A 21,903-nucleotide genomic window follows, 5' to 3' on the forward strand; every position below is an offset into this window, starting at 1 on the left:
CTCTCTCGAGTCGGCGAGACGCTACTCGTCTCGATCGTATCGCTCCGCCGCCGACTCGAAGCCCAGTTCCGACTGCTCGCGGCTGCGGCGCTCCTCGAGAGTTGCGATCGCCTCGGAATCCGGCGCGGCGTCGTCGGTGATCCGTGCCCACGAATTGTGGACCTTGGCGTGACACCACCGGCAGAGATAGACCGTAATCTCGTGAGAGAGGGTCTCGCCGTCGCGCGCGTACGACAGGTGGTGCTCCTCGAGCAACGGGCGCTCGTCGTCGTGGGCCAGCCGTTTCTCCTCGAGGCCACAGCGGACGCACTCGCGGTCGCGATTGCGCGAGCGGAAATGCGGACAGTCGGCCCACGACCACTCGGATTCGGGGTCGACGACAGGACATGCGTACTCCGCCTCGGCGCGCTCGCTGGCAAATTCGGGATCGTGTTCGTAGTAGTCGAATGCGTAGCGACACGTCCCCTCGCCAGTGAGGTGGTCACAGACGCCGGCGAACTCGTAGGGGTCGTCGACGCCGACCGAGGTTCCCTGCGGCGTTTTCTCCATCGTCGGCGTGGATAGGGCTCGAGGGGTGTTGAATCGCCCGGCACACGCGCTCGTGGCGTCATTTCGCACGGTGGGCGTTGTCGATGGGATTTTGACAGCGGACTGCGTCGACATCGATCATGCTACCGATCGACGACACCGAGACGCTCCTGTCGGCTGAGGACGTGATCGACGTCATCGACGCGATCGGGGATCGCGACCGGCTCGAGGTCGCATACACGGTGTACGACCATCCGGCAGAGGGCATCACCGGTCCCGAACTCGCAGCCGAGATCGGTGCGACGGAAGCCGAAATCGAAGACCGAATCGATGCACTCGTCGACGGCGGCGTCGTCGCCGAACGAATGGCGTGTCTGATCGATTGCTCGATCGACGGCCCCCAGTACGAACTGACGCAGTTCGGTCGTCTGCTCTTCGAAGAGGGTGTCCTGTCGTTGTTTGATGCCGCCTCGGCGGTTAGCGAGTTATAGGCGAGCCGCTGCCGATCCCACGAAGCGGTCGGGACTTTTTTCTCGTCGTCATGCCGACTCGAGGCCGTGCGACTCGTCTATGAATCAAGCGACGACGGCCAGTCTCTCCATGGCCCTGACCGCACCGTTCTGGCGACGACGGTCGACCTCGCGGACTCGCTTGTGAGTCAAACTCGTGGACTCATGTTTCGTCGCTCCGTGCCCGACGACTACGCGCTCGTCTTTCGGTTCGACTCGGCGAAAGTCCGCGACCTCCACATGCTGTTCGTCTTCTTCCCGATCGACGCCGTCTGGGTCGTCGACGGCGTCGTCCGGCGCGTTGAGCGGCTACGGCCGTGGCTCGGATTCGCCCGCGATCGCGCGGATCTAATCGTCGAACTCCCGGCCGGGGCCGCAGCCGACGTCGAACCCGGCGATCAGCTGGTGCTCGAGGGCAAAGACGAGCACTGACGACCGACAGGTGTGGACGCGACGGCACGTCTCGACCGGCGGATTTAAGTCGGCAAGATCCGTTAGCCTGCAGTACAATGGCACGCCATACGCCATCTGACGAGGATAGAGGAAGTCGGGGCAACCCGGCTGGGCGTGAAATTCTCCGACGAACGTAATCGCAGTCCTTCAAACTCACCACTCTTGCCTGTAAGTAATTCACCCGAACAGACGATCGCATCGGACCGTACAGTGCGCCTTCTCGACACAACGCTTCGCGACGGCGAGCAAGCGCCGGGCGTCTCGCTGTCGCCGGACGAAAAAGTCGACATCGCTCGAGCCCTCGAGCGAGCCGGCGTCTCGACCATCGAGGCCGGCAGCGCCTGTACCGGCGCGGGTGAACGACAGGCCATCTCGCGAGTGACCGACCTCGACCTCGACGCTCGGATCACCAGCTTCTGTCGCGGGCTCAAAGGCGACATCGACCTCGCACTGGAGTGCGACGTCGACGGCGTCCACATCGTCGTTCCCGCAAGCGACCGCCACGTCGAGGACAAGGTCGGCACCTCCCGCGAAGACAACCTCGAGAAAACGGCCGAACTCGTCGCCTACGCGAAAGACAACGATCTTTGGGTCGAGGTCATCGGCGAGGACGGCTCCCGGGCCGACCTCGACTACCTCGAGGACCTCGCCGGGGCATCGCTCGAAGCGGGCGCGGATCGATTCTGCTTTGCCGATACCGTCGGCCACACCGGACCGGAACACACCTACGAGGCCGTCTCTCGACTCGCTGAACTGGGGCCAGTCAGTGCCCACACCCACGACGACCTCGGATTGGGCGTGGCTAACGCGCTCGCAGCGATCTCGGCGGGTGCCGATCTTGTCCACTGTACGGTCAACGGCCTCGGCGAACGCGCCGGCAACGTCGCCTTAGAAGAGGTCGCAATCGCGCTCGAACACGTCTACGACGTCGAAACCGTCGACCTCGCAGAACTCTACGATCTCGCACAAGTCGTCTCGCGGGCGACCGGCGTCCAACTGCCGCCGAACAAGGCCGTCATCGGCGAGAACGCCTTCACGCACGAAAGCGGCATCCACACCGACGGGACGCTCAAAGACGACAAGATGTACGAGCCCTACCCGCCCGAAACGGTCGGACGCGAACGACGGCTCGCACTCGGGAAACACACCGGCCGCGCGGGCGTCAAAGCCACGCTCGAGGAACACGACGTCGAGGCCGACGACGACGAAATCGCCGAAATCGCCACGCGCGTCACCGAACTCGGCGACCGCGGCCGCCGCGTGACCGACGCCGATCTCCTCGCAATCGCCGAGGACGTCACCGGCGAGGACCGCGACCGCGTCGTCGACTTACTCGATCTCACCGCCACCAGCGGCGGTGCCGTCCCGACCGCCAGCATCCGACTCGAGGTCGACGGCGAGGAACGCGTCGCCAGCGGAACCGGCTCCGGCCCCGTCGACGCCGCCGTCTCCGCTGTCCGCGAAGCGCTGGGCTCGATGGCCGACGCCGAACTCGAGTCCTATCACGTCGACGCAGTCACCGGTGGCACCGACGCCGTCGTTACCGTCGAAGTGACGATGGTCCGCAACGACCGCTCGGTGACCGTCGCCCGCAGCGAAGCCGACATCACGCGCGCGAGCGTCACAGCGATGGTCGACGCGCTCGATCGACTGCTGGCTGCCGATCAGCAACCGCTTGCACCAGCCGACGACTGACGTCGACCGAGATCATTCGTTCTCTTCGATTCAGAACGTTGTCACTGCCGTCGCCCGTCTGCGTCCGCGCTCACTCCTGTCGGAACGGGTCGCTGACGACGTTCCACGGATCGAGCAGGTAGACGCCCGCGAGAAACAGCGCAAGCACGACGACGAACAGGCGAGCAGCCCCGCTCACCGACGACGGAACCCCGAGGTCGAGCGTCGTGGCCATCACGACCGCAACCGCGATCCAGAGGCCCGCGACGATCAGTCGTTTTTGACTGTCCATAGTCGTTCGTTCGACTCGAGTCGCTTGAATACGTGTGGTTTCGAACAGATCGGTCCCGGCACGTCACCGCGAGGGAGCGAACAGAGATGGACCGCGATTCGAAACGGTTCTAGCCGATAGATTCTCCACGAGGGGCCGAGATCACGCCGCCGTGATATGTCAGGACCTACCATCTGCAGTCGCGACAGTTGCAGACAGCAAACGGCGCGCCGACCGTTTGCAGCCGCGCAATTGTCAGTAGATCGATCATAACAAATCAGCGAATTCGTGACTGTCCGCTCGAGATGGAAGACAATTATCAGGACGATTCCTCGGCACGGACGACGCGTCGTTCGTACGTCAAACTGCTCGGTGCGCTCGGTCTCGGCGGCGCGACGACTGGGACCGCTGCACTGAGTTCGCAGGGTGTCGGCACCGCTGGGGCACAACCCAGCAGTGCAGCGGGCAGGATAACTGTCAGCGACTCGGGAACGGTGATCGACGACGATGCGTCCCAACTGGACTTCGGGGACGCACTCTCGGTAGTCGAAGCCGGTGACGACGCCGTACGGGTTCAGGGTGATTCGAACCCGAGTATCGTCGACGTGCGCGACGACCTCGGGGTCGAACCAGAAACGGACGATCTGTGGGCCGCGATCGAAGACCACTACCTTTCGTTCGCACCGACGGAACGGAATCACTGCTACACGATCCCCGCCGGGACGTGGGACGTCGCGACCGACAACGTCCACTTCGACGCCCACGAATTCCTCGGTATCGTCGGTGACCCGTTCGCCGTCCTCAAAGTCACTGATCAGGACGTCGATCGCATGATGACCGTCGGCTCGCTGGACGCCTCGCTCCCACACGCCCAGCGGACCGTCATGCGAGACCTGCAGATCGACATTCGCGGCGACTACGATACCGGAATCGCCCGCTGGTACACCTACCGGTACGGCCATATGGAGAACATCTCGATGCGGGGCAGACGCGACAAGTTCAATAGCCAGTACGGCGGCGACCGCCACACGATTTTGGTCAATGGCGTCCGATCATCGGCGACCAACGTTATCAGCAGCTGTTATCTCAACAACGGCGATACGAAGTACGACCGGTCGACGATCGTCGGCCATGCGATCCCGTTCAGTTCGGACATCTACAACCACGGGACGAACTACTGGGAGGGATGCCAGGTGTCGGACTACATCGATAACGGGATCTACGTTTCGGGCGACGACGGCCGGAACATTATCACCGGCTGTCACGTCCGCAACTGTGCCGGTGCGGGCATCCGCATCGGCCCCAACGACTATGTACAGGGCTGTCAGATCACGATAACTGAACAGCCCGGCTACCCGTGGTCCGGCCTCTGGCTCGAGAACGGTGGCGGGCAACTCGTCTCCCAGTTGCTGGTGAAAAACAGCGTCAAGAAAAACACCGAAATCATCCGTCTGACACAAGATGGACCGGCCCGGCTCACCGATATCCACATCACCGACGAGGGAACCGACGGCCGGGCGATTCGGGTCGACGACAACGACGACGCACCGACTATATTCGACGCGTGTACGATCACTGATCGCTCGAGTCCGTCGACGTCCGATTACGCCGTGTACGTCAGTTCGTCGAACGTCACGTTCAACGACTGCGAGTTCGATATCGAGACACAGTCCGACACGGACCGACACGGCGTCTTCGTCACGAACAGCGGCGATGGAATCGACCGGCTCACGCTCGATACGTGTACGATCGATCCCGACGGCGCGAGCCTCCGGCTCGCTGAAACCGGAGCGGACCATACCGTCGAGAGTTCGTTCTTCGAGGGGCTCGTCATGAGCGACCCCGAAACGACACTCTCGAGGGTGCTCTGGGTCGGCAATCGCCACCGCGGTGAGACGATTTTCCGCGGTGAACGGTCGCAGTGGCAGGGTGACTTCAACTTCGGATTCGAGATCTAATCCAGTGTCAGTGGTGGCAACGAGTTGTCGAGACAGTTACGACGAGTCGATTATGCCGAGACCGACAGTCTCGTCTTCGAGGACGTTCTGGCGTTTGCTAACCATGCCAACATCTTCGTAGGAGGTCGGGCCGGGGACCTGGTGGGCTTCGGGTCCTGGTTCCTGTCCGAGGTAGGTGACGTTCGGGTTCGTCCCGAGATCCTCGAGGAGTTTGAACTCGTTGCCCGAGGGCGGGATATACTCCTCGAGTCGCTGCTGGGCGACGTCCTCCCGATTGTTCACCACGATGTCTGGGCTATCCTCGCCCGACCCCGCAGGCGGTCTCTGGAACTGGTCGACCGTGAGTCCGAGTTCGCTCAGGACGTCCTCACTCTGGAGGGCGAGTCCGTGGTCCTCGAGGATCGAGACGACCTCGAGGATCGTCGCTTCCTGATCCACGAGCGTATCGCCCGGCGGTGCCTCCTGATCGTACTCGACGTTCGTGATCTGGACCGCCGTCGCAAGCATGATCGACTGCTCGTCGAGGCCATCAACGGCTCCGGTGATCGCATCCAGATCGGTGCCGACACCCTCGAGCATCGACGGGAGGTTGTCAGGCGAGGGAAGCATCGTACTCAGCCGGATGAGGACTCGCGCTCGGGCCGGGTTCTCTTGGTATCGCGACGGGTCGCTGTTCGGGTTGTTCTTATCACCGAACTGGATAACGCTCGGCGGGCAGGCCACTTCGCAGGCCGTCGTTCCGACGTTGCTTTCGCCGAAGTTGCCGTCCTGACGAGGTGGGTCGAAAACGCACTTCGACATGACGCCGCGGGGGGCCCGACTGCTGACGCGCCGGTCGCGATAGTCATAGACCATGTCAGGGCTGAGCTCCTCTTCATCGATGTTCGGCTCCTCCCACTGGAAGTAGTTGACGCCGTACGGACAGGCGACCTGACAGTACCGACAGCCGATACAGACGTCGTAATCGGTCAGCACCAGTCCGCCTCTGTCTCGAGTGTGTCGTGCTGTCGTCGGACACACCTTCTCACAGGGCGCGTCGGTACAGTGTTGACACGGGCGGACGAGGAAGTTGAAATCGCGGTGACTCTCGAAGTTGTCGGGATCGGGCGACTCGACGTCGCCGTCCTCGAACGCGAGGACGTACATCCAGTTGGCACCCAGATCCCAGCCGTGCTCTGCGTTGCAGGCAGTCACACAGGAGAGACAGCCATCGCAGTACTCGAGGTCGATCGTCATCCCCCACTGCGTCGCGTCTTCGTCGGGATGGACTTCGCTGGGGTCTTCGACGGCCTCCTGTTCGGGCTCTTGCTGGTCGACCGCCCCCCAGCCGAGGCTGGCGAAGCCGACGCCAGCACCCGCCTTTTTGAGCATCTCCCGGCGTGACTCCTCGCCGGTGGCGAACTTCGAGAGCGTCGCGCCGATCCCTCCCTCATCGTCCCCATCGTCCGGGCTGGCGATTGGTCGCTCGTCTTCACCGAACTCCTCCATCACGTCGTCGTGATATCGCTCGTGGAACTCCTCTTCCGAGAGTTCCCCCTTCGTGACCCGGATGGCGTCTCTACCCATCTCCATGCCGAGTTCAGTGTCGTACTCGGTCTCGTCGAGGAGGTCCTCGAGTTCGTCCTGCCACGACTCGCCGAGCGGATGGAACGGTTCGTCGGTTCCATCAGGCCCCTCTCCTGGAGCCGGTTCGTCGGAACTCATCGCTCCCTCCTTGCCGAAGCTGTCGGGTCGTGTGGCGTCCCAGCCGATCGCTGTCGATTCCACCTTGCAGCCACTGCTTGGACAGATACCAGCGTCGAATACATGGGTTCCTCGTGACAGCGTACCTACGTCAAGAGTTAGCATAGTGGCCGGCCTTGCATACGACGGGGTACCGCCGGGTTCCTGCGGTTGGCACAGTTACGTCCCCGCAGGACTCGCTCGAGGCAACTCTCCACTTGTCAAACGAGAATATGTGGTAGGAGCGGACGGAAGTCCGTCATCGGGAGACACATGTGGGCTGCGGAGCAGTATCTCCTACTTCCCGCTCGCAAGGCCGACCGGTGGCAGTTATGCTGCCACCACATGTATCGGTAGTGGAACGGACCATGGATAACACCACCAGGCCGGAACCCGATAAAGCGGACTTTCCATCGAATGCCCCAATAGTGGAACAAGCGGCGTTCCTGCTCGAATACGCTGTGCTTGCCCCATCAAGTCACAACTCACAGCCATGGCTGTTTGCCGTTGCGGACGACGAGATTCGGGTCTACGCCGACGAATCACGACAACTCACTGTGGCCGATCCAGACGGCAGAGAACTGTATCTGAGCGTCGGCTGTGCGCTCGAGAACCTCGTGATCGCAGCCAAGCAGTTCGGCCTCGGAGTCACTGTCACATACGCGTCGGAGACTGAGAATCGACGAGCAGACGATGCGACGACTCGACACGTGGCGACAGTCCGGCTCGAGCCGGACACGCCGGCCAAAACGGACCAGGATGCTGCCCTATTCGACGCCATCACCGAACGCCGGACGAACCACCACCCGTTCCAAGCCACCTCCGTCCCGGAACCGATCCTCGAGCGGTTCGAGGACGACGCGACCACGGCAGGTATAGGTCTCGAACTGGTTACTGACACGATCCGCAAGGAAGAGATCGCGGCACTACAGACGCAGGCCGACGAACGTCAGTTTGCAGATCCGGAGTACAGAGCGGAGCTTGGCTACTGGATCGGAAGCGGAGCGCTCGGCGCAAGCTGGCTCGCAGCACGGATCGGTCAGCTTGCGGTTCGCCATCTCGACCTCGGAGACCGCGAGGGACGAAAGAACTCGACGCTCGTTACGAGCGCGCCCGTGATCGCTGCTCTCACTGCGACGTCCGACGATCTCGAGACGCAACTCGACGTCGGACGGGTGTTCGAGCGGCTGGCGCTGACCGCGACCAGCGAGGGGCTCGCGGTCCATCCCATGAGCCAGATTCTCGAAGTCGATGCCCTTCGAGCTGATCTCGCCGCGCTGCTCGAGCTCGAGGAATCGACACCCATGCACCTGTTTCGCCTTGGATACGCCGACCCGGACACAACGCGAACGCCGCGGCGGCCGCTCGAGGACGTGACTACCTGACAGAGACGCACACCGCTACGCGTCGCTCACGGTGCCACTGTTCGCTTTTCGTGGTGCGTCACACCACGCATCGCTCGTCGGTCGTGGTCGCTGAAAAACGCCGAGAGGGAGATTTGAACTCCCGAGTCCGTGAGGACAGCAGATTTCGAATCTGCCGCCTTGGCCGGGCTAGGCTATCTCGGCTCACTCACGTCTACTCGAGAGACGTTTTTACCCGTTTCGATTTTCTCGCTCTCTGTGACTGCGTGCCGTTCGTCGGTCGGTGGCGACCCCGGTCGACCAGCATCTACAACGTAGACCGTGTGTCGGCCGGTCTGAGGCCCGATTACCCCGTGTTTTTCATGCCGGCCGCGACTCCCTTGACCGTCAGCCGGAGCGTTCGTTCTTCGATGTCCGTCCGGTCGGTTCGGCCGAGCAAGTAGACCTGCAGCATGTTCAACGGATCGACGTACGGGTTTCGCCGCTCTAGGTTCTCACCGAGCCAGTCGCGAGTGTGGAGTTGGTCACGCTGGCCGATCTCGGTGATCAGGTCGGCCGCCCGCTCGTACTCGTCGCTCACGCGTGGGAAGAACCGTTCGCGCAGGTCCGGATCAGCCAGGTCGGCGTAGCGGTCGGCAATCTCGAGTTCAGTGCGAGACAGCGAGAGCGCGGCGTTGTCGAGCGTCGTCCGGAAGAACGGCCACTCCTCGTACATCGTCTGTAAGGTATTCATCGACCCGCCGTTCTCGAGGTAGGCCTCAACACCGGTCGCGAGGGCGTACCAGCCCGGCAGGATACACCGCGACTGGGTCCACGAGAACACCCACGGGATCGCCCGCAGGTCCTCGACGGTGCGCTCGCCCGACCGGGAGGCTGGCCGCGACCCGAGATCGAGGTCTTCGATAACGGTGATCGGCGTCGCCTGCTCGAAGTACTGGACGAAGCCGTCGCTCTCTAAGAGGTCGCGGTACTCCCGTCGCGCGGCGTCGGCCATCGTCTCCATGGCCGCGACCCACTCCTCGTGGACCTCCTCTTCGGGCTGATCAAGGGCCTGCTTGCGCGCCCGGAGCTGGGCGTTGAGCATCTGCCCGATGTTTCGCTCGGCGATGCGCGGATTGGCGTATTTCTCGGCGATAGCTTCACCCTGTTCGGTGAACTTGACCTGCCCGGTAACCGTCGAGTTCGGCAGCGCAAGCAGCGCTTCGTTCATCGGCCCGCCGCCGCGGGAAATCGAGCCACCGCGGCCGTGGAACAGCCGCATCGTCACGTCGTGATCGTCACAGATCTCCCCGAGCCGACGTTGGTTCTTGTACAGCGACCAGTTCGCCGCCAGAAAGCCGTTTTCCTTGTTCGAGTCGGAGTACCCCAGCATGATTTCCTGGGTCCGCCCGCGGGCTTCTAGCACCTGCGCGTAGGCTTCGTTTTCGAACAGCGTGCCCATGATCCGCCGGGCCCCCGAGAGGGCGTACTCGGTCTCGAGCAGCGGAACGATGTCGATCCCCGCGTGTTCGGGCAAGGAAATAACGCCGGCCTGATCGGCCAAGAACAACACCTCGAGGACGTGGCTCGGCTCCTCGGTCATCGAGATGCAGTAGGTGTCGATGGCGTGGACGCCGTATTCGGTCTGCCAGTCGGCGAGGCTGTCGAACAACTCGAGGACGCGCGCCGAGTCGTCCGAGAGATCAGCGGTCTCGCTCAGATCGATCACCGGCTCGTCCTGTAAGACGGCGTCGGTCAGCAACTCGACGCGTTCGTCCTCCGAGAGAGTGCGGTAGTCGATGCCCTCATGCTCGAGGGCCTCAGCGATGGCGTCGGTGTGTTTCTGCTGGTGGTCGCGCAGGTCGAGACTCGCAAGCGAGAAGCCAAAGGTGGCGACCTGCCGCCGGATCGGATCGACGTGTGCGTCGACGATGCTGTCGGCGTCGTTGGCGCGCAGGCTCTCGGCGATAACGCTGAGATCGGCACCGAGTTCGTCGGCGTCGTCGTAGCCACCCGGCCGCACGTCGCCGACGCGGCGGAGCCGCTCACGCATGAGTTTGAGTTTCTGTCGGTAGGGCTCGTCGGGGTAGCGCTGCTCGGCCGTGCGAGCGCTGCCGGGCAGACGCTCGCGGTCGCGCTCGAGAGAGACCTGAAACGCGGAACCGGCGTCGATCCGGCTGCCATCCTGGCTCAAGACACCGGAGAGGCGCTTGAGTTGGTCGCGGTAGCGATCGAGGATTACCGACCGCTGGCGCTCGAGCGTGTTCGCCGTGACCTCGGGAGTGACGTAGGGGTTGCCGTCGCGGTCGCTGCCTGCCCACGAGCGGAACTCGAAGAGCTTCGGAATCTCGATGTCGCCGGGCACTTCCGCGTCGATTGTCTCGTCGAGTTCGTCGTAGACGTTGCCCACAACGTCGAATAGCGTGTTCTCTAAGTACCACTGGACGTTTCGCGCCTCGTCTTCGGGCTCGGGCTGGCGGTTGCGTACCTGTGGCGTCTGCCAGAGACTCGTCACTTCGGCGTCGATATCCTGCCAGATCTGGGCCGACTCCTTGTCGGTCAACAGTCGCTCGTCTAAGTTCTCGAGCGACGTCGAGATCTCCCGCAGTTTCGACTTGACCGTCTTTCGTCGGGCCTCGGTCGGATGAGCGGTGAAGGTCGGCTCGATCAAAACGTCGTCGAGAATCTGTCGGACGGTCTCGATGTCTTCTTCGCCGAGTTCTTTGGCTGCGGCCTCGAGGCTGTCCTCGAGCGTGCCCTCCTGGGAGTCCGTGCGGATGGTCCGGACCCGCTCGCGTTCTTCGGCGAGGTTGATCAACTCGAAGTAGGTCGCGAACGCACGCGCGACGGTCCGCTGTCGGCGTGGCGACAGTCCCTCGAGTTCCGTGACGAGCGGTTCACGTGACTCGAGTTCACCAGAGCGGTAATCGATCGCAGACCGCCGACACGACTCGACCGTCTCGAAGGCCCCCCGAGAAGTCTGGCCCTCGAGGACGTCGCCGAGTAATGCACCGAGTTCGCGGACGTCCTGTCTGACGCCCCTGTTATGGAGTTGCATACCGTGTGGATGTGCGTGCCACATTAAAAAGCCCTCGCAGCGACAGCGCGCTCACGTACATCGTTTTTCCTGATAGTTACTGGCGGTACAACGACTCACCCTGACAGGGTGACGACGTGCCCAGTCCTCGAGGTATTCGGTATCCGGACCACAACCTACAAAGGATTATTCACATCAGATGTAAAACGTTCTGGAAGACGGTGTGGGGCATCCGTACCTGCAGCATTCAATTTCAAACGGGTGATATGATCCGCTTCGGATTATCTCAGCCGTGAATCTCTCGCACGGAAGTCGACGGCGTTTGGACCGCGCCGCTACTGCTCCGTATACTGCGCACAGACCCGCCGAATGCCCTCCTCAAAGTCAATCTGGGGTTCCCAGCCAGTTTCCTCACGGATTTTCGAGGCGTCAGCACAGGTATCGTGGACGTACACCGACTCGGGAATCGGGTTTTCGACGTATTCCGGCTCGACATCGGTGCCGAGCTCGTCGTTTAGCATCTCGACGACAGTGTTGAAATCGTAGGCCTCGCCGGTTCCCAGGTTGTAGATGCCATCGAGCTCGTTCGTTGCGGCCAACTCGAGACCACGGACGATGTCGGAGACGTGCGTGAAATCGCGCGTTTGGGTGCCGTCGCCGTACAACACCGGTGCCTCGCCGTTGGCGAGGTCGTCGGCGAACTGCGCGATCACGTTGGCGTACTCGCCCTTGTGTTCTTCAGCACCGCCATAGCCCTGATACACCGAGAAAAATCGCATGCCGGCCATCGACATGCCGTAGTGGTTTGAGAAGTACTCGCCGTACCGCTCCCGGGCGAGTTTCGACGCTTCGTAGCCGGTGTTGACGCTGACGGCCATGTCCTCCGGCGACGGCTCCGTTCGGCTGCCGTAGATCGACGACGTCGAGGCGTAGACGACGGTCTCACACCCGTCCGCTCGAGCCTGTTCGACAACGTTGACGAAGCCTTCGACATTGACTCTGGCACCTGTCGTCGGGTCCTCCTCGTGCATCGCGTACGACGACAGCGCCGCGAGATGGAACACGACGTCGACATCGGTTGGCAAGTCGTCCTCGAGAACGCTCGCATCGACGAACTCGACGTCGTCCGAGAGGTTCTCCGGCGTCCCCAGATAGCAGTCGTCGATGACGGTGACGTCGTTGTCCTCGGCGAGGTGGTTCGCCAGGTTCGATCCGATAAAGCCCGCCCCACCGGTAACGAGGACGGCGTGTCCCGCGAGTGTCATACCGAAACGACCACGCCGGCATCGCATAGATGTTTGGAAGTCCGGCAGCGACAGACTGTCACAGCCCACAGGTTCTTGCCGATACGACCCGATAACGGGGCAATGCGCTACTACGAGGACATCGAGATCGGCGACACCGAGGAATTCGGCGAGTATCACGTGACGAAAGACGAGATCCTCTCGTTCGCCGAGCAATACGATCCCCAACCGTTTCACACCGACGAGGCGGCCGCCGAGGACTCAGCGTTCGGCCAGCTGGTCGCATCGGGCTGGCACACCGCGTCGATCTGTATGCGGCTGCTCGTCGACGGTCCGATACAGGATCGAGCCAGCATGGGTGCCCGCGGCGTCGACGAACTCCGGTGGCACCAGCCCGTGACACCGGGCGATACGCTCTCGATTCGGACCGAAGTCCTCGAGAAGCGCGTCTCCGAGAGCGACCGCACGCGTGGCTACGTCGATACCAAACTCGAGGGGATCACCCAGGACGGCGACGTCGTTATCTCCTGGATCGGCCTCGAGATGGTCGCGCGCCGGAATGCTGGAGACGAGTAGAGAAGTCGATCGCGGAGAAGTGAGTGAACGTCAGCGTGTCTCTGCTTGCAACGGAGCTACCGCCGGTGATGCGGTCTGCTGTCACTGTGTCCCGGCACACCTGCATGGCAGGTCGTGGGTGCGCCGGCACTGACTGACAGGGGTTCGTATGACTACTGTTCCGGAGCCATCGCCGGCGCGCTCTGTTCGTGCTCGAGCGTCTCGAGGTAGTCCTCGGCGTCGAGGGCCGCCATGCTGCCGGTTCCCGCGGCGGTGATCGCCTGCCGGTAGCGCGAGTCGGCCACGTCGCCAGCGGCGAAGACGCCGTCGACTGCCGTGTGAGTCGTCGCGCGACCCTCGTCGTCCGATTCGGTCTGGATGTATCCATCCGAATCGCGTTCGACGCCGGTTCCCTCGAGGAACTCGGTGTTCGGCGTGTGGCCGATGCCGTAGAAGACGCCGCCGACGTCGACGGTCTCCCGGTCGACATCGACTCCGTTGTCGGCCTTTTCTGTGGGATGGCCATCGGGATGGGAGATCAGCGTCGCGCCGGTGAGCCCCTCCTCTTTGGAGCCGTGGAGGGCCTCGAGTTCCGTGTTCCAGCGGAACTCGATATCCTCGTGCTCGCGGGCGCGGTCGGCCATGATCTCGGACGCGCGGAGTTCGCCGCGCCGATGGACGATCGTGACGCTCTCGGCGAACTTCGCGAGGAAGAGCGCCTCTTCCATCGCGCTGTCACCGCCGCCGATCACGAGGACGTCGTCGCCGCGGTGGAACGCGCCGTCACAGGTGGCACACGTCGAGAGGCCATAGCCCATGAGTTCGTCCTCGTTTTCCGCGCCGACCCAGCGGGCGCTCGCACCGCTAGCGACGATCAGCGCGCGCGTGCGGAGGACGTCACCGTTCGAGAGTTCGAGTTCGAACGGCCGCTCCTCGAGTGTCGCGCGCTCGACAGTGCCGTGGGTGAACTCGGCACCGAAGCGTTTGGCCTGCTCTTTGCCGTTCTGGATCAGCTCCATACCGCCGATCCCGTCGGGGAAGCCCAGGTAGTTCTCGACGTCGGTCGTCAGCGTCAGCTGGCCGCCCGGCTCGGGGCCTTCGAGGACCAGCGGCTCGAGGTCGGCTCGCGCGGCGTAGACGGCCGCCGAAAGGCCGGACACGCCGGAGCCGACGACGATTACGTCGTGGACGGTGTCAGTCATGGCCTCGCTCATTCGGTATAGCCTTCGATCATGCTACGGAGTCGCTCGGCCGGCAAGACGCCGGTTTGCTGTTCGACCTGCTCGCCGTCCGCGAAGAGGACGAGTGTCGGGACACCGCGGACGCCGAACGAACCAGCGAGTTGCTGGTGTTGGTCGACGTCGACCTTCGCGATTACGGCGTCGGTCTCGCTGGCCAGCCCTTCGAGGACGGGCTCGAGCATCTTACAGGGACCACACCAGTCGGCGTAGAAATCGACGAGCACGACGTCGTAGCCGCTGGTGACCTCCTCGAAGTGGTCTTCGCTTTCAACGTGGAGTGGTTCGTCGAGTGACTGTCCGGAGCCGCTAGGTGCATCAGTTGCCATCACGACTTGCTATGGCCCGGTTACGTTTAAAGGTTTTGTATGTATTGCGCAATACCGCCATATCGAGGGAGCGTTAATACGGGACAACTCTGTCATAGCGGCCGGAGAAGATCGATACAGCTGCTACTGAGCAATTTCAGATGACGAGACGCAGATCAATTGTGTATGGGACGGCAACAAGCGAGCGGTCGTCGGCTCGAAATCGGGTCAGTTACCGTTCGTCGATGGCGGAACAGACACCCGTGCGAAGTAGCTCCCTCGTGTTCCAACGTCGCTCTCGAATCTGAACCCCTGTTGCTCGGCACGTTCCCGAAGCGTCTCACGCGTGACGAAGTGAGGATCAGGAAGCGACTCCCCGACGACGAGCCGGCCGCCGGGTTTCAGCACCCGCTCGAGTTCGGCGAGTGCCCGCTCCTCGTCGGGAATTTCGCCGAGGACGAGAACCAGATAGGCGGCGTCAAAGCTATCGTCCGGATACGGAAGTGCCCGACCGTCGCCGTGGACCGGCGCAACGTTGTCGTCGCCGCGCTCGCGCAGTCGCGTCCGGAGGTCCGCGACCATTGGCCGCTGGACGTCGACGGCGTGAACCATCCCAGCCGGTTCGACTGCCGCTGCGACCGTGCCCGTGTAGTAGCCGGTCCCCGCCCCGAGCTCGAGGATTCGCTCGCCGGACCGTGGCTCGAGGACCTCGCACAGCCTCGAGCGAGAGATGACCGGCCGGGGGAGATCGATCCAGACGCGCTGAGAGTACGGACACGGCGACGGGTTTCGCCGCCAACGGAGCGCGTACGCGACGCCAGCGAGGCCGGCGAGGACGCCCGCAATGACGATCGATCGGATCGTTCGACGCGTAACCATCGCGCGGCCGTTTGTCACGCCCGAACAAAGGCGTGGTGTCTGGCGGGTCGGCCCCAATCGCGACAGTATTGAACAAAACCCGAAATATAATCGATCCGTTCAGACTCGACGTCGTGAGTGCAATGCTCGTGTTCTCGAGCGCGACTAGCGTCGGACACTAACAGGCGGTGGGCGAGGAGCCACGGCTCACTCGCTTTCGATCCGCTCGATCGCCTCGTCGAACCGGGATTTCGGTTGGGCACCGACGAGCGTCTCGAGCGAGTTGGCGTCGCGATCGAGGATGGCGAACGTCGGCGTCGCTGAAACCCCGAGCGAGCGCGCGTGCTCGGCGTCCGCATCCACCTGCGTTTCGAACGTCGACCGCTGCTCGTCGAGACACGTCTCGAGCGCGTCGGCGTCGACACCATCGACCGAACGCGTGTACTCGAGGAGGTTCTCGGTTGCGGCCCATCCTGAGTTCTTCTCGCCTTGCTCCTCGAAGACCGTCGTGTGCCAGTTCCAGTACGCCGACGGCTCGGAGTCGCGGACCTGCTCCCACACGCACTTGCCGGCGACCGCGGCGGTCATCGAGTCGCCGCCGAAGTACGGCAGCGAGATGAACACGATGCGAACCGTGCCCGGATCGACGTACTCGCGAACAAGGTCGGGAAGCGTCTCTCGTTCGAACTTCCCACAGAACGGACACTGGAAGTCCGTCCAGTAGTACATCTGGATGGGGGCCTCGGGCGAGCCCATGATCGGCTTGCCAGCGAGGTCAACGCCGAGCGCCGACGTCTCGTCGCTCGAGTGAAACGACGAGACCTGCTCCTGCGTCGCGGTGTCACCGGACTGAGTGAGAAAGTAAGCGCCGCCACCGAGGACTCCAACGAGACCGGTCACGAGAGCGCGACGGGACGGATCGAGGGACATGGTTTGTATTCGCGTCGATTCTCCTCGTCGAACTGTAATGGAACCGGCGATTTGCTGAGCGAGCAAATCGGGCGTCGTCCGCGGCCACGATCGGAGCCGTGGCTACGGCTGCCGGGCGATGGTGGCCGATTCGATCCGCCGGAGGCCGTCGACCAGCAGTTTGCTTGGCCCACCGTCGATCCCGTCCGCGACGGTGTTGCTACCGGTAACGTTCGAGCGGTTCGGCTCTTCACCGGAGTTTACTGGTAGCCACAGTCCATCCGAAGTCCCGATGGCGAGCCAGCTCGTGGGCCGGTAGTCGGCGGCGAGACGTGCCGTTGTCCGAATCACGTTCGAATACCACTCCCGGATAGTGTCTGTCAGTCCCGTCCGTATTGTGTGGAAACGGGCACAGAATTTGCTGAGTCAGCAAATCGGAGTGGGACATTTCAAGCACCCCCGCATCGGTTCATCTAGATGTTCACGCGCGACTCGATCAGGGGATACCTGACGAACCTCTCCGAAGCGGTCTCGTACCCGTTCGAGACGTGGCGGGGAACGATCGGGCTGGTGTTCGTGACACTCACGACCTACGTGCTACTGATCCTGAGTACGATGCCCGAGTTCTCGCTCCAGATGCTCGGCGACGGCCTCCACTGGTTCGAGTACGTCGTCGTCTCGCTTACGGAGACGGTGTACCGGACCGACGGCTGGACCGGCCTCGGGGTCATCGTCCTCTATGCCCTGCTCTCGGGTGTCGCAGTCGTCAACGCCGTCGCGCAACTGCGGCTCGTCGGCCTCTCGAGTCTCACCGATCTCGCCGGCGTGGTGCCAGGACTCCTCGCGTCGGGCTGTGCGAGCTGCGGCGCTGGCCTGCTCGGCTTTCTCGGGTTCGCCGGTGGGTTGGCAGCGCTCCCGTACGACGGCGCACTGCTTCGCGTCGGCGGGCTCGCGCTGTTGCTGTTCTTCCTGGGCCGGGCGGGCCATCCCGAACGCTGTGCGTTCACGGCGGAGGCGACGCAATGACGGGACGCCGATTTGGCCGCTCGATCCGCTCGGATCGGCGAGCGATCGGCTGGGGAATCGCAGCCGGGATCGGCGTCTTCGCGCTGTTCGGACTCGTCACCGGCCTCATCCCGAACCCGCTGTACGTCCGGATGGTCCCACGGACGCCGGTCGATTACCTGTTTCTGACGCTGACTGCGCTCCTGGCCGGCGTCTACACCGCACAGCGGGTGGCAACCGACGTTCCCCAGACCGGACTCGAGGGCGAAGACGGGGACACGAGCAGCGAGGATCGGTGGGCGATGGGTGGGCTGGTCGGTGGCTTTCTGGCCGTCGGCTGTCCGATCTGTAACGTCTTCTTGCTCGCGCTGTTCAGTTCGTCCACGCTCATGACCTACTTCGATCCGCTTCGGCCGTTGCTCGGCGTCATCTCCGTGGCGCTGCTGGCAGGGTTGATCTACACCCGCTACAAACGCACGTGTCCGACCTGCACCACGTGATCGGGCGCTCAGACGGTCTGCTGTAACGATGTACTGGCGCACCCGAAAACGAGTCGCAGGTGCGCCGGAAATGACTCACCTGAGTCCGCCTCACTCGGATGCCGTCCAGTTGCCAGCCTCGGTCTCGCGAAACCCCTCGTTCGTCTCACGGGAGATGTCACCGCGAGAGGCGTGGCCGAGACCCGTGTTCAACTCCGAGTGGTTTCAGACGACTGGACAGCAGTCACGGCGAAGCCAGTCGCAGACATGTGGCCGGCCGCGAATTCGTGACCGGGTTGACGTCGTTCTGTCCAGCAGTATCAAGACAGCCGTGGCGATTTGCTGAACCAGCAAATCGTGGCCTATTTGGCATAGAACGTCTGGGTGTATCGTGTGCAGCACGGCGGCTCCCCGAACTCGTCGGAGATATTCCGGATCCTCGCGGACGAATACGCGCGGAAGATACTCGTCGCGGCCGACCAGGGTCCGATGACCGCGAAGGCCTTGAGCGAGGAGTGTGATGCCTCTCTTACGACGGTCTATCGACGCGTCTCGACGCTTCAGGACCTCGAGCTCATCGAAGAACGGAACACAGTCGACTCGAACGGAGCCCACCGAAGCGAGTTCGAAACAGCACTCGAGGGGCTTCACGTCGATCTCACCGATGGCGAACTGTCGCTGACGCTCGAAACGCGCGACGAGCTCGCTGACAATTTTACGTCACTTTGGGACGATCTCCGGGGTGACGACTGATGGAACCCTCGTTCGTCATCGCCAAACTGATCACGCTCGTGTTGAGCCTCGTCGTCGCGTATCTGGCGTATCACGGCTACCGGCGAAACGGCCAAACGCCGATGCTATACGTCGCCGCAGGCTTCGTGTTTATCGGTGCGGGGGCGATCTGTGAGGGGCTGATCTACCTCGTGTTCGGGACGACGATCGTCTCCGCTGCCCTCGTACAGGCGGCCATCGTCTCGAGCGGAATGGTGCTTATCCTCGCGTCGCTGACGAAGTAGGGAGCCGAGACTAGAAAAACAACGTCGGAATGGTGTTTCGGAAGATGTTGAGCGCGATGACGAACAGGAGCCCAACGACGAACCAGTTGAACCGTTCTTCGTCGATCTCGAGCCGCCGGAGGTACGTCCCAGCCAGCAGGCCAACGATGGTGACGACCGCGATCACCGAGCCGAGCCAGAGGCGGTAGGTCGTCAGGAGATCGGTAAACAGCGCCATCTGGACGATCCGGACGGTGAAGATCGTTCCCAGCACCATCGAGAGGCCGCCGATGTATCGTTCAGTGTCTCGCTCGAAGGTATGGAAGTACGCCGGCAGCAGCGGGCCGAGATTCGCGATGGCGAGCAGAAAGCCCTCGAGGAAGCCAGCACTGCCGAGCGCGATCGGGTGGTGGGCTTCCTCGATGGTGACGAAGTTCTGGACGAGCTGGAAGACGACGTAGCCGAGGATAACGAGGCCGATGACGAAGGGAACGATCGGCCCGGCGCTGAACGCCGCAAGCGCCGCGACGCCGATGACGCTCCCGACGACGGCAAGCGTCAGTAGCGGCCACTCCTCGCGGACGAACGCTCGTCCCGTATCGGTTTCACCGATCTGGAACATGTTGAGCATCCATGGCGGAATCGCGAGCACGACGACGGCGAACGTCGGATCGATGACCGACGCGAAAATCGGCGTCGTGATCAGCGAGTAGCCAAAGCCGATCATGCCCTTGACGACGCCGGCGATGATCGCGACCGCGACGAACAGGGCAAGCAATTCCACCGAGAGATCGGACTGAACGCCTTTTCCGATGTGCTCGAGTCCCGGGAAGAAGACGATCGACGAGACGATGACGGCGAGCGTCGCTGCGACCATCATCACCTCGCGGTACCGAAACTCGGAGACGTTCGTGAGGAACTGTTCGATGTCGCTGGTAGGTTCTGGTGTGCTCATAGCGAGGGTGGCGAAGACGATACAGTCGCCTTGCGACTCGATACACGCGCCACCCGTATCCCCCTAACCGAGTCGGCGAGATCTACGGCGTTTCGAGTCGGCGAAGACACACCGAAATAGCCGCTTACAGCAGATCAAACGCAGTTGCACCCGGTTCAGCGGAAACAGACCGTCATAGCTCGAGGATATATTTTCCGCTAGCGGTCGAAACGGGGAGAAAAGACGAGAAGACGGTTCGAGAAAGACCTGCAAGTAGCCCTAAGCCAGCACCGCAGTATCGAACCCGGATACGAGTCTCGGTACGACGCTTTGTCGCCGCCGAATGCGGTACTCGATCGGACCCCTGACCGCAAGACTAGCTTTCGATCGGGGTCGCGTCGGCTTGTGCCTGCTCGTATTTATCCTCGAACTCCTGGATGAGCTGGCCCATCTTGGCGTACCAATCGTTTAACATCCGCTGCATGCTGTCGGCGAGCTTTGACGGATCGGTCGGGAAGTACACGTGGTAGTACCCGCCCTGATCGTAGTTGACCTGGTCTTTCTGGATGAAGCCCGTCTGAAGCAGCCGCTGGACGGCCCGGTAGGCGGTCGAGCGCTCGCGGTCGACGGCGTCGGCGATTTCATCGACGGTCATCGGCTCATCGGCAGCGACGAGCGCCCGGAAGCACTCCTTATCGAGTTGCTTGAGGCCGTGGAAGCACTCGAGGAGTCCTTCACACTGCATGTCTTGCTGGAGTTGTTCGGACATCGAATCCGGCATTGGAATCACCCCTATATAGACACCGCGCGGTTAAAAGACTTGTGTAGAAATCGTACAATCCTGTGTTCGCCTAGTCAGCAGTCGGCGGCGACGCGCTCGCGTTCTCACGGAGCATGGTGACGCCGCTGTAGACGACAGCACCACTGACGAGCAGCGCGGCCCCGAGGATGATCGCCAGGCTCACCACGTCGAGGATGGGCATCTCGAGGAGCCCGCCGATCTCTCGCACTGCAACTGCGATCGCGCCGAGCAGCAGCATGACCCCGAAGTAGACCTTGATGTCCTCTTCGTTGACGAGGTTGGTCGCACCTGCGCCGACACGGGCACCGAGTGCGCTCCCGGCCAGCAGGGGGACGACGATGCCGAGGTTAACCGCTCCGGACTGGGCGTAGAGGAAGCTCCCGATCCCGCCCGAGAAGACGATCTCGAACAGGTCGGTCCCGACTGCGACCGGAACGGGCACGCCGATCAGGTAGAACAACGCGGGCATACGGATGAAGCCGCCACCGACGCCGAGGAAGCCCGACAGCACCCCCGTCGCGAACGCCACAGCCAGCACCATCCACAGCGACACCTTGAACCCACCGCGGATCGAGATCATCGGTGGCACGTTGTAGGACTGGATCTTTTGAGCGATCTCGGGAATTTCCTCGTCCTCGAGATCGGCGTCCTCATCGACATCGTGGTCGATGCCGCCACCGCTGCCTTTCATCGCTTCGTAGGTGACGAAGACACCGATCCCACCCAGCAACAGCACGTACGCGACGCTAACCACGGAGCCGGCCAGCCCGATGTGCTGGAGGTACTCGAGGCCGACCTTCCCGACCTCGATGCCGGCGGTCGTCCCGGCGATCATCAAGATGCCGAGTTTGTAGTCGACCTGCCCGAGGTCACGGTGTTTCAGCGTCGCGATCACGGAGGTCCCGAAGACGAACGCAAGACCGGACCCGACCGCAACGTTCGCGTCGTAGCCCATCACCAGCAGTGCGGGCGTCACGAGGAACGATCCGCCCATCCCGAAGAATCCGAACAGGATCCCGATGAGCAGACCGAACCCAACGAACAGTACGATCAGTGCCAGGCTCATTCCAAGTATCTCCAT

At 62.7% G+C, this 21,903-nt stretch carries 23 protein-coding genes and 1 tRNA gene; 10 read left to right on the plus strand and 14 right to left on the minus strand.

The features are described 5' to 3' along the window. Nucleotides 1-21 precede the first annotated feature (21 nt). Nucleotides 22-549 carry a DUF7097 family protein gene (locus BSG09_RS05015; protein WP_092930809.1) on the minus strand — a complete coding sequence of 176 codons (528 nt, stop codon included), beginning with the start codon at nt 547-549 and terminating at the stop codon, nt 22-24. 119 nt (nt 550-668) lie between these two features. Here BSG09_RS05015 and BSG09_RS05020 point away from each other — a divergent pair, with 119 nt between their 5' ends. The 3 genes from BSG09_RS05020 (at nt 669) to BSG09_RS05030 (ending at nt 3,185) form a co-directional block, all read left to right on the plus strand. Next, the gene (locus tag BSG09_RS05020; protein WP_092930811.1) at nt 669-1,019 is read left to right on the plus strand and encodes a transcriptional regulator; all 351 of its coding nucleotides are present in this window, start codon (nt 669-671) and stop codon (nt 1,017-1,019) included. 66 nt (nt 1,020-1,085) lie between these two features. Continuing rightward, nucleotides 1,086-1,469 (plus strand): DUF192 domain-containing protein, encoded by a 384-nt coding sequence (locus tag BSG09_RS05025; protein ID WP_092930813.1) that lies wholly within the window; start codon nt 1,086-1,088, stop codon nt 1,467-1,469. A 183-nt stretch (nt 1,470-1,652) separates the two neighbouring features. Further along, entirely contained in the window at nt 1,653-3,185 is a 1,533-nt protein-coding gene (locus tag BSG09_RS05030) for a (R)-citramalate synthase (RefSeq protein ID WP_092930815.1), read from the plus strand. A 70-nt stretch (nt 3,186-3,255) separates the two neighbouring features. On the opposite strand, the gene BSG09_RS05035 is transcribed toward BSG09_RS05030, so the two are convergent. Beyond that, nucleotides 3,256-3,456 carry a hypothetical protein gene (locus BSG09_RS05035; protein ID WP_092930817.1) on the minus strand — a complete coding sequence of 67 codons (201 nt, stop codon included), beginning with the start codon at nt 3,454-3,456 and terminating at the stop codon, nt 3,256-3,258. 284 nt (nt 3,457-3,740) lie between these two features. Between BSG09_RS05035 and BSG09_RS05040 the strand changes: the two genes are divergently transcribed. Further along, complete coding sequence (locus BSG09_RS05040) at nt 3,741-5,393, plus strand: right-handed parallel beta-helix repeat-containing protein (protein ID WP_092930819.1); 1,653 nt, start codon at nt 3,741-3,743, stop codon at nt 5,391-5,393. Between the two features lie 36 nt (nt 5,394-5,429). Here BSG09_RS05040 and BSG09_RS05045 read toward each other — a convergent pair whose 3' ends face one another. Then, nucleotides 5,430-7,097: a 4Fe-4S ferredoxin N-terminal domain-containing protein gene (locus BSG09_RS05045; protein ID WP_092931252.1), complete on the minus strand. Its 1,668-nt coding sequence runs from the start codon at nt 7,095-7,097 to the stop codon at nt 5,430-5,432. 446 nt (nt 7,098-7,543) lie between these two features. On the opposite strand from BSG09_RS05045, the gene BSG09_RS05050 reads away from it, so the two are divergent. Next, nucleotides 7,544-8,500: an Acg family FMN-binding oxidoreductase gene (locus BSG09_RS05050; RefSeq protein WP_223174730.1), complete on the plus strand. Its 957-nt coding sequence runs from the start codon at nt 7,544-7,546 to the stop codon at nt 8,498-8,500. A 98-nt stretch (nt 8,501-8,598) separates the two neighbouring features. On the opposite strand, the gene BSG09_RS05055 is transcribed toward BSG09_RS05050, so the two are convergent. The 3 genes from BSG09_RS05055 to BSG09_RS05065 all read right to left on the minus strand — a co-directional run bounded on the left by BSG09_RS05055 (nt 8,599) and on the right by BSG09_RS05065 (nt 12,760). Then, a tRNA-Ser gene (locus BSG09_RS05055) sits at nt 8,599-8,683 on the minus strand. A 142-nt stretch (nt 8,684-8,825) separates the two neighbouring features. Then, on the minus strand, nt 8,826-11,516 hold the full coding sequence (gene ppc / locus BSG09_RS05060) for a phosphoenolpyruvate carboxylase (RefSeq protein WP_092930823.1): 2,691 nt from the start codon (nt 11,514-11,516) through the stop codon (nt 8,826-8,828). A gap of 314 nt (nt 11,517-11,830) precedes the next feature. Next, complete coding sequence (locus BSG09_RS05065; protein ID WP_092930825.1) at nt 11,831-12,760, minus strand: NAD-dependent epimerase/dehydratase family protein; 930 nt, start codon at nt 12,758-12,760, stop codon at nt 11,831-11,833. A gap of 102 nt (nt 12,761-12,862) precedes the next feature. On the opposite strand from BSG09_RS05065, the gene BSG09_RS05070 reads away from it, so the two are divergent. Beyond that, nucleotides 12,863-13,315 (plus strand): MaoC family dehydratase, encoded by a 453-nt coding sequence (locus tag BSG09_RS05070; RefSeq protein WP_092930827.1) that lies wholly within the window; start codon nt 12,863-12,865, stop codon nt 13,313-13,315. A gap of 152 nt (nt 13,316-13,467) precedes the next feature. On the opposite strand, the gene BSG09_RS05075 is transcribed toward BSG09_RS05070, so the two are convergent. From BSG09_RS05075 to BSG09_RS20650, 5 genes are all read right to left on the minus strand, one after another. Further along, nucleotides 13,468-14,508 (minus strand): NAD(P)/FAD-dependent oxidoreductase, encoded by a 1,041-nt coding sequence (locus BSG09_RS05075; RefSeq protein ID WP_092930829.1) that lies wholly within the window; start codon nt 14,506-14,508, stop codon nt 13,468-13,470. After that, nucleotides 14,505-14,861, minus strand: a complete 357-nt coding sequence (trxA, locus tag BSG09_RS05080) for a thioredoxin (RefSeq protein WP_092930831.1) — start codon at nt 14,859-14,861, stop codon at nt 14,505-14,507. Before trxA ends, BSG09_RS05075 begins: the two co-directional genes overlap by 4 nt. A gap of 207 nt (nt 14,862-15,068) precedes the next feature. Then, nucleotides 15,069-15,719, minus strand: a complete 651-nt coding sequence (locus BSG09_RS05085) for a class I SAM-dependent methyltransferase (RefSeq protein ID WP_092930833.1) — start codon at nt 15,717-15,719, stop codon at nt 15,069-15,071. A 186-nt stretch (nt 15,720-15,905) separates the two neighbouring features. Continuing rightward, nucleotides 15,906-16,628: a DsbA family protein gene (locus BSG09_RS05090; protein WP_092930835.1), complete on the minus strand. Its 723-nt coding sequence runs from the start codon at nt 16,626-16,628 to the stop codon at nt 15,906-15,908. A 102-nt stretch (nt 16,629-16,730) separates the two neighbouring features. Beyond that, nucleotides 16,731-16,958, minus strand: a complete 228-nt coding sequence (locus BSG09_RS20650) for a hypothetical protein (protein WP_175542144.1) — start codon at nt 16,956-16,958, stop codon at nt 16,731-16,733. Nucleotides 16,959-17,084: 126 nt separating this feature from the next. On the opposite strand from BSG09_RS20650, the gene BSG09_RS05095 reads away from it, so the two are divergent. The 4 genes from BSG09_RS05095 (at nt 17,085) to BSG09_RS05110 (ending at nt 19,107) form a co-directional block, all read left to right on the plus strand. Then, complete coding sequence (locus tag BSG09_RS05095; RefSeq protein ID WP_092930837.1) at nt 17,085-17,633, plus strand: hypothetical protein; 549 nt, start codon at nt 17,085-17,087, stop codon at nt 17,631-17,633. Next, entirely contained in the window at nt 17,630-18,112 is a 483-nt protein-coding gene (locus tag BSG09_RS05100; protein ID WP_092930839.1) for a hypothetical protein, read from the plus strand. Before BSG09_RS05095 ends, BSG09_RS05100 begins: the two co-directional genes overlap by 4 nt. A 372-nt stretch (nt 18,113-18,484) precedes the next feature. Beyond that, nucleotides 18,485-18,844, plus strand: a complete 360-nt coding sequence (locus BSG09_RS05105) for an ArsR/SmtB family transcription factor (RefSeq protein WP_092930841.1) — start codon at nt 18,485-18,487, stop codon at nt 18,842-18,844. After that, entirely contained in the window at nt 18,844-19,107 is a 264-nt protein-coding gene (locus BSG09_RS05110; RefSeq protein ID WP_092930843.1) for a DUF7521 family protein, read from the plus strand. Before BSG09_RS05105 ends, BSG09_RS05110 begins: the two co-directional genes overlap by 1 nt. A 10-nt stretch (nt 19,108-19,117) precedes the next feature. Here BSG09_RS05110 and BSG09_RS05115 read toward each other — a convergent pair whose 3' ends face one another. The 3 genes from BSG09_RS05115 to BSG09_RS05125 all read right to left on the minus strand — a co-directional run bounded on the left by BSG09_RS05115 (nt 19,118) and on the right by BSG09_RS05125 (nt 21,903). Then, a complete protein-coding gene (locus BSG09_RS05115) occupies nt 19,118-20,041 on the minus strand; it encodes a sulfite exporter TauE/SafE family protein (RefSeq protein WP_092930845.1) in 924 nt (307 codons plus the stop codon). A 355-nt stretch (nt 20,042-20,396) separates the two neighbouring features. Then, on the minus strand, nt 20,397-20,801 hold the full coding sequence (locus BSG09_RS05120; RefSeq protein ID WP_008012552.1) for a helix-turn-helix domain-containing protein: 405 nt from the start codon (nt 20,799-20,801) through the stop codon (nt 20,397-20,399). A 70-nt stretch (nt 20,802-20,871) separates the two neighbouring features. Continuing rightward, nucleotides 20,872-21,903 carry a sulfite exporter TauE/SafE family protein gene (locus tag BSG09_RS05125; protein ID WP_092930847.1) on the minus strand — a complete coding sequence of 344 codons (1,032 nt, stop codon included), beginning with the start codon at nt 21,901-21,903 and terminating at the stop codon, nt 20,872-20,874.

Origin of the sequence: Natrinema hispanicum, assembly GCF_900111485.1 — an archaeon.
GTDB classification, from domain to species: Archaea; Halobacteriota; Halobacteria; order Halobacteriales; family Natrialbaceae; genus Natrinema; species Natrinema hispanicum_A.